General features: G+C 42.9%; 7 protein-coding genes. 6 read left to right on the top strand and 1 reads right to left on the bottom strand.

Features of this window, described 5'->3' with window-relative positions:
* Positions 1 to 239: 239 nt before the first annotated feature.
* The 6 genes from RF007C_RS13860 to RF007C_RS13875 all read left to right on the top strand — a co-directional run bounded on the left by RF007C_RS13860 (position 240) and on the right by RF007C_RS13875 (position 4,563).
* On the top strand, positions 240 to 596 hold the full coding sequence (locus tag RF007C_RS13860) for a helix-turn-helix domain-containing protein (RefSeq protein ID WP_037300856.1): 357 nt from the start codon (positions 240 to 242) through the stop codon (positions 594 to 596).
* Complete coding sequence (locus RF007C_RS13865; RefSeq protein WP_051456685.1) at positions 593 to 922, top strand: DUF3847 domain-containing protein; 330 nt, start codon at positions 593 to 595, stop codon at positions 920 to 922. Before RF007C_RS13860 ends, RF007C_RS13865 begins: the two co-directional genes overlap by 4 nt.
* Entirely contained in the window at positions 903 to 1,049 is a 147-nt protein-coding gene (locus RF007C_RS17540) for a hypothetical protein (RefSeq protein ID WP_161634896.1), read from the top strand. Before RF007C_RS13865 ends, RF007C_RS17540 begins: the two co-directional genes overlap by 20 nt.
* A 21-nt stretch (positions 1,050 to 1,070) precedes the next feature.
* Positions 1,071 to 2,540: a MobQ family relaxase gene (mobQ, locus tag RF007C_RS13870; RefSeq protein WP_275450845.1), complete on the top strand. Its 1,470-nt coding sequence runs from the start codon at positions 1,071 to 1,073 to the stop codon at positions 2,538 to 2,540.
* 55 nt (positions 2,541 to 2,595) lie between these two features.
* Positions 2,596 to 2,754, top strand: coding sequence for a hypothetical protein (locus RF007C_RS17545; protein WP_019680898.1), 159 nt, complete (start codon positions 2,596 to 2,598; stop codon positions 2,752 to 2,754).
* 117 nt (positions 2,755 to 2,871) lie between these two features.
* The gene (locus RF007C_RS13875; protein ID WP_019680897.1) at positions 2,872 to 4,563 is read left to right on the top strand and encodes a recombinase family protein; all 1,692 of its coding nucleotides are present in this window, start codon (positions 2,872 to 2,874) and stop codon (positions 4,561 to 4,563) included.
* Positions 4,564 to 4,663: 100 nt separating this feature from the next.
* On the opposite strand, the gene RF007C_RS13880 is transcribed toward RF007C_RS13875, so the two are convergent.
* Positions 4,664 to 7,804: calcium-binding protein (locus RF007C_RS13880; protein ID WP_037300860.1), on the bottom strand; the 3,141-nt coding region annotated here is incomplete at its 5' end.

Here is a 7,804-nt window from a genome sequence, read left to right on the forward strand (position 1 = left end):
AAATACAAAAATATTCAGAGAGAGGGGTATCAACTCACTTATTTTTTACCTTAAAAATTAAGGGGTAAAAATTGTTGTTTCCATTTTTTACATATTTTGAATATCTGTTTTGTTCAAAAAAGAGAAAAAATGATCGTTTTCAAAAATAAAACGCATAACCACTGCATTTTTTTGCCTTATAAAAGTAGAGGACTCTTTTTACATACGTGTATCACGTAAAAAATGAAAGGAATGATGCTATGCCAATTTTAAAAGCCAAACGGAAAGGTTATGTCTCTATGGACAGGGAGTTTCTCATAAGGAAAGACTTGTCTCTGAAAGCAAAGGGATTGCTTGCCCACATGATGACATTGCCTGATAACTGGAGATTTACTGTTGACGGTCTTGTTCACTGTCATAAGGAATCCAAAACTGCTATTACGGCAGCTATAAAAGAACTGGAACAGCTTGGATATCTGCGGCGGCGGTATCCGAGAAATGAACACGGCAGGATAGATCATGCCGAGTACACCGTCTGTGACATTCCAATTCACGAATATGAAACCTTAGTTGTTGACTGGAGCGATAACAACGCTCAGAAAGGAGAAGATTTATGAACGAAGAAGCCAAACTTATCAATATTGAAAGCGATTTTGAGAAGGCACTTGCGGAACGTGAGACTATTGAAGCTGAGCTGAAAAAGCTGACGGAAAAAGAAGCACAAAAAGCTCATCACATTGAGCTGTTAAGAAACAGATACAAAGAAGAAAAACGCCGCAGCCGTACTCACCGCCTTATTGAACGGGGAGCTATTCTTGAAAGTATTCTTCCCGACGCAGAATCATATTCCAACGATCAGATAAAGCATATTTTGAGAGTAGCATTCAGCAGCCTGCCTGTTGATATGAAAGGAGCATATTTCCATGACAATACTGATGAATAATTCTGAAAAAGCGGTTTTTGAGGTCAGCAATACTGCTTCCCTTGATACCAAGGGCGCACTTATATACCACTTACATGGTATGTGCGCTCTGCGAGGCAAAAATGACGCCCTGAAACAGGGCGTGTAGGAAGGCGGTGATAATATCGCAATCTATCATTGCTCAATAAAAATTATCAGCCGCGGAAAAGGAAAATCTGCCGTAGCCGCAGCAGCATACCGTGCAGGAGAAAAGCTTCATAACAATTATGACGGTATGACGCATGACTTCACACACAAGGGCGGAGTAGTTCACAGCGAAATATTATTGCCGTCAAATGCTCCTGCGGAATACGCAGACCGTTCCTCACTATGGAATGCGGTTGAAGCTGTAGAGAAATCCAGGAACTCACAGCTTGCAAGAGAGATAGAAATAGCACTCCCAAATGAATTATCGCAATCTGAATGTATAGCTCTTACACATGAGTTTGTACAGAAAACATTTGTAAACGAAGGAATGTGCGCTGATATATGTATCCATGATCCCAACCGTGAGCAGAAAAACATTCATGCTCATATCATGCTTACAATGCGACCACTCAATGAGGACGGAACATGGGGCGACAAGCAGAGAAAAGAGTACGTTTTCGATAAAAACGGAAACAAAATATATGATAAGAAGAAACGGAACTACAAGTGCCACACAGTTCAGACTACAGAATGGAACAGCCGTGAAAAAGCTGAAGAATGGAGAAAAGCCTGGGCTGATTATATCAATGATTCTCTTGTTCAGAGAAACATCACCGATACAGTAGACCACAGATCCTATGCACGACAAGGCAAGCTTGTAAAGCCAACAATTCACATGGGAGTCGCAGCTACACAAATGGAACAAAAAGGTAAACGCACCATTAAGGGCGATACCAATCGTGAGATAAAAGTCATAAACTACAAAATCAATATCCTTCTCAAAAAGCTTGAAGCCATTGACAACAGGCTTGCAAAAATGCGTGAGGTATCTGAAAGGGATAGTCTTGCATTAATGCTTATGCGTTTTCATGAAAACGGTATCGAATTCAATCAAGTCCGCGGTATAACTCTCTCCACATTAAAGAAAGCAGAAAAGCTTCGAGACTTGTCACATCTTATCGCATTTGTGCAGAGACATGACATCAGAACATTGGCTGAACTGAAAGAGAGAAGTAAAGAGACCTCGGAAGCATTATGGCTTCATAAAGAAACAATGAAAAAACAGCAAAGCAGGATCAAGGTTCTTGAAGAACTGCTCACAAATTATGAGCATTACAAAAACAATAAAGCTGTTTATCAGGAATGGCAGTCCATTACGAAACTGAAGAAAAAAGACAAGTTCTACAATGAGCACCGCGGAGAGATAACATTATTTGAGGCTGCAAAGAAAATGTTCGATACTACGATTGGTGATAAGAAGATAACTTCGAAATCATGGAGAAAAGAACTTGCCGAACTCAAACAGGCAAATCAGAATGAGCTCAAGGAAATCGACAGACTTGCCGAAGATGTTGCTTCAATGGAAACCATAGCATATAACGTCGAGAGACTTGAAAAATATGAGGATAAACAACAGGAAGTGCAGAGGAAGAACATCTATGAAATGGAATAAAACGGAATATTCCAGCTTTAAGAAACTAATACTATCTGTGTAGGGAGGAATGCGAATGAAGAGAACAGAATCACCTGAATTAATACTGAAAAAGCAGACTTTGACAGCATGGGCGAATATTTTATACAAACATGGAATAATTGATCATGTCAGACTCGGAAAAATGGTCACATTGATTGGGCGCCTTGAAAAAGGCAATAGAAATATGCTATAAACCGGTTTTTATGAAATTGCCTGTCATTAATGTTCTGACAGGCAATTCTTCTTGACAAGTATATTTTTTATGGTATAATATATTTTGATGATGCCATACCTAAAGGAGATGCGTCTTATGGATATTTATAATGTAGCCAATCAGATGAAAATGGAACGTAAGACCATTTTTGATATGGAAATGCGCGTGACTTTCTATGCACGAGTATCTACTACCAGAGAGGAACAGGAGAACTCTATCGAGAATCAGATCACCTTTTTTAGAGATATGATCAGAAAAAATCCCAACTGGAAATATGTTGACGGGTATGTTGACCGTGTGCGCGGCGAGTCGGCTGAGAACCGGACAAATTTTATGCTTATGGTTGAGGACGGCAAGGCAGGTAAGTTTGACCTTGTTCTTACTAAGGAGGTAAGCCGTTTTGCTAGAAATACCATTGACAGCCTGACGTATACAAGAGACTTGCTTAGGGCAGGCGTCGGAGTATTCTTCCAGAATGACAATATCTGCACTATAGATACGGACAGCGAGCTTCGCTTGACCATTATGTCCAGTATAGCAGCAGATGAAGTGAGAAAGCTTTCCGAGCGTGTGCGCTGGGGACATAAACGTGCGATAGAAAGCGGCAATGTTATGGGAAACAGCCGCATATTCGGATATGACAAGCAGAATTGCAGACTTGTTATAAACAAAGCGGAAGCCGAAATGGTAAGGCTTATTTTTGAGCTGTATTCAACAGGCAGCTACAGTTCGCGGAAAATTGAAAAAATATTATGGGAAAAAGGTTATCGTAACCGAAACGGTGCAAGTATTCACCATAATACTATCAACGGAATTATTCAGAATCCCAAGTATAAGGGCTACTACTGCGGCAACAAGGTTAAAATAGTAGATTACCGTACCCGTGAACAGCGTTTTTTGCCTGAAGAAGAATGGGTGCTGTATAAAGACGAGACAGGGGAGATAGTTCCTGCGATAGTCAGCGAGGAAATATGGGAAAAGAGTAATGTCATATTCCGTGAACGCAGTACGGCGATAAAGTCGAGAGGCCGTTCCTTCAAGGATAAAAGCGTATTTACAGGTAAAATATGGTGTAAGGCTCACGACAAGCCCTATTGGCGGACAAGCTACTCGAATAGTGTCTCGCAGGGAAAGCCTATATATCAGTGGATATGCAGTGAGAAAAAGCGTTTGGGTGCCAAAAGCTGCGCATCTTTTTCCATAATGGAAGAAGATCTCTACATGATGCTTTCAGAGTATTTCCAGGGAGTTGCAGGCAATATAGATGAGTATGTCACAGATTTCATGCGTATTTACAGGGATAGTGGGCGAGATGTCAATATACAGCGGCAGTTAAACGAAATGGCTGCACATCTGACAAAGGAAAAAGCCAAGCGTGAAAAGCTTCTTGACCTTTATACCGACAATATTATTTCGCGGGATGAATTCCGTGAGCGTAATGACGGTGTCAATGTTCTGATCTCTCAGATTGAAGAGGAGATCCATGCACTTGAACTCAGAGCACAGGAGACGGTCGATTACGCCAAGGAAATGGAGAAGATAGAGAATTATTTCCGCAATATGTATGCACCCGGACATCAGATGTCACATGATGAAGTCGATGAAATGGCAAAAGCTATAATAGACAGGATAGATGTAGTACCAATCAATGAAGAATCAATGAAATTAGAGGTGAAGTTAAAGAACGATTTATCGGCGGAAATCCCCTATATAAGGGGCGATGAGCGCTTCGTTAGGCGTTCTGGACACATCTGTAAGAAGATGATCGATTCTTATAAGCAGCAGTAACAGCTGTTGAAAACACAAAGGAACGCCGTAAAAGGCGTTCCTTTGTGCTTTATCAAAAGAAAACCGAGGCTGGTCCACGGTTTTCTTTGGTTATTGCTTTTTACTGCATATCCGAGCCGATGAGCAGCTGATCCAATACAGCGGGATCTGCTGTGATATCTTCGATAGCGATGCCGTCGTATATCTGGCTTTCATTGCTGAATGCAGACATATTTTCTGCAAGTATCATTGCCTGGATATTGCTGATATCAGATACAGCCCTGTTTTCCTCGCCAATGGCAGCATTTTCTGTCATATCTGTGATAACTGTGCTGTCAGAAGCAAGTTCACCGCTAGATATCTCATCAGAACAGATATTGCAGAGATACTCTGTAAGAGTCTGCTCAATGATTTCTTCGGCGTCGACGATGATTTCTTTTGTATCATAGTCGATATGAGCTTCTGTTCCGTCCTTGAATTCCAGAGAGAAGTTCCTGTAGGTCGTGTAGTATCTGAAGTCCTTGATAGTGAGAGTTTCGCCGGTTTCTGCAATGGTGATTATCGCATCATAGCCTGAGTTGGGATATGTAACATAAACATCTTCCGGAGAAAGATCTCTGAAGAATATTTTGTTCGTGCCAGCTGAGTCCTTGATAGTATCGTTGCCGCTGCCCCTGGTGAATACATAGGTATCATCTCCGTTGCCGCCGTAGGCAGTATCATTTCCTGCGCCACCGTCAATGAAGTCATTGCCGCCTGTGCCGTTTATGGTGTCGTCACCGTCACCGCCGAATGCAGAACCGTTTCCGTAGAACATATTGATGGTATCATTATCCTTGGTGCCGATGATGTCGAAGAAGGGACTGCCTTCTGCACCTGCCGCAACGGTGATGTCATCGAATTCAAGGGTGAAGTTCCTGTATGTGTCGTAGTATTTGAAGTCCTTGATAGTAAGAGTTTCGCCTGTTGAATTAATAGTGAGAACAGCGTTATAGCCTGAGTTGAACGAGGCGTGAACATCTGTCGATTTCAGTCCGACGAACTTTATCTTATTTGTTCCGCTGTTGTCCAGGATAATATCATTGCCAAAGCCGGCTGTGTAAACATAGGTATCGTTGCCTGCTCCGCCTGTGAGCGTGTCATTGCCGATACCGCCGAAAATAGTATCATCATTGCCTGTGCCCGAGATATTGTCCGAAGCACCTGTGCCTGTGTAGATATTGTAAGCTGCCAGCGTCTTGTTGAGGCTGTTGCTGATATTACGGTCAAAGGAGAAGAAGGTGGTAAGATCTAAGAGGACAGAGGTGTTCATCTCTTCATTCTTGCCGAAGGTCATGATATGCTTGCATATGTCATTGAGTATCGGTGAATCGGGATTTTTCTCGAGCTCCTTCATTATTTCCATACGCATGAAGCCGGTATAAATATGCTGCTTGCCTTCCTTGTCTTCATAGGGCATGAGCTTTTCGAAGTACGGCTTTACGATCTCTGCATTGAACAGCGAGTAATATGTATCGCTTATCTTGTTGTAGAGCTGGTCAAGCATTCTTGCTGCATTGGGATTGGGGTTAGGTCCGTTTGCACCGACAAAGTTATGACCTGTGATCGTCTCTATAACGTGGAGCTTTCTTGCATCAAAGTTTGCTCCTCTTGAATCGGCGGCCATATTCTGAGCGCCTGACATAGTGAAAAGGATATTGTTGAGTATTTCACTCTTATCGCTCTTGTTCGATGAGCTTAGGAAGCTGTTTATATATCCGCTTAGTGTGCCGTCATCAGCAGTGAGTGCAACTGCCAGAGAAGGCATATTTCCTGAGTGGCCGATATTAAATCCATCGGTCTCTGCTTTTGCGATCTCCTTTGTGTCATAGAGATTTGCAGTTGCCCAGAGTGCACCCATGCGTCCCTTTGAACCGTCTGCGTATTCAAAGGAAGAAGTTCCGTCGATAACGGCATCAGTATCCGTGCTTAACCTTTCATCTTCGGGAGTCGCGGATATGGAGACTATATTATGGTCTGCAAGAGTGGTGAGCTCGGATTCCTGTGAAATGCCGTCGCCGTTTGCGTCCACCCACAGTCTGAGGTCGCCGAATACAGCGTCTTCGCTGTTGATAACTCCGTCATCATTCTCGTCGTACTGTTTGAGTGCAGAGAAGCCGTTCTGGGCATACTTGTCCTCAACGTTGATATATGTAGTGTCGCCGAAGAGCTCTGTACCGTTATCTATTATGCCGTTGTTATTGCGGTCAAGGGTAAGGAGTGCGTCCTTTACCGTCCAGTCGATACGCTCTCTGTAGCCGTTATTGTCCTTATCGAAATAAGCGCCCTCTGACTTGTCGATGATATTAAAGCCGTCGTTATCCAGATCGAGTATCAGCGGATCAAACTTTATTACTTCGATTTCGATGAGGATGTCGATAATATCGGTTATTCCGAGCATTTGGCAGACTTCCATGGAATCATTGCTGAAGTTTTCCCACCATTTACTTAAGAAGTTTACATCTTCACCTTTTCTCCAGGCATCGATACAATCAAAGACAGTTTCTCCTGTAACACCAAGAAGGAATGCTGCCTCCATTGCACCTAAAGCAGCCCAGCCACCGCTTACACCTGCTTTACATAAACCACTGGTTACTAGTCCTGTCAAATCAGTATCGAGAAAAATATTTAATCCAGCATCTAATGCTAAGCCTAATCCCGTAGATGTAAGACTTTTTAAAGCCGCTTTAGTTGCCTCTTCATCTGATTTTCCTTGAGCTTTTTCATCGAAATAGGATAATACCGCGCCTCCGACGCCTAAAGCTACTCCGATTGCGGTACCACCTGGCAAGCCTTTTTCCCCTTTATTAAAAACATTATATTTACGTGCATTGTATGCATCATTATATTTTAGGATGGCATCTAATCCTGTTATAAAATTAGAATAGATTCCGTAAAACCTTTTATTGTAATCAACTTCTCTTTCAAATAATGAGGGGATTCCTGAAGAACTGCCGGGAGGTGTGCTGCCGCCTGAAGTTCCTCCGGGGTTGCCTCCTGTATATCCGCCAGCGGGATTACCCGATGTTCCGCCGGGAGTTCCACCTGTTGACGGAGGATTTGCAATAGAGCCGCCGGGCCCCATTACCAAGCCGACCAGTGATTTCTTCTGGCCGTTCTGAGAACCGCTGCCGCCTGTGTGAGGATTTCCCTGACCGTTATCAGGCTCAGGCTGTCCCGGTTCAACAGGATCAGTGCCGGGTTCTGGCTCAACGGGAATAAT

Source organism: Ruminococcus flavefaciens 007c (assembly GCF_000571935.1).
GTDB lineage: Bacteria > Bacillota > Clostridia > Oscillospirales > Ruminococcaceae > Ruminococcus > Ruminococcus flavefaciens_F.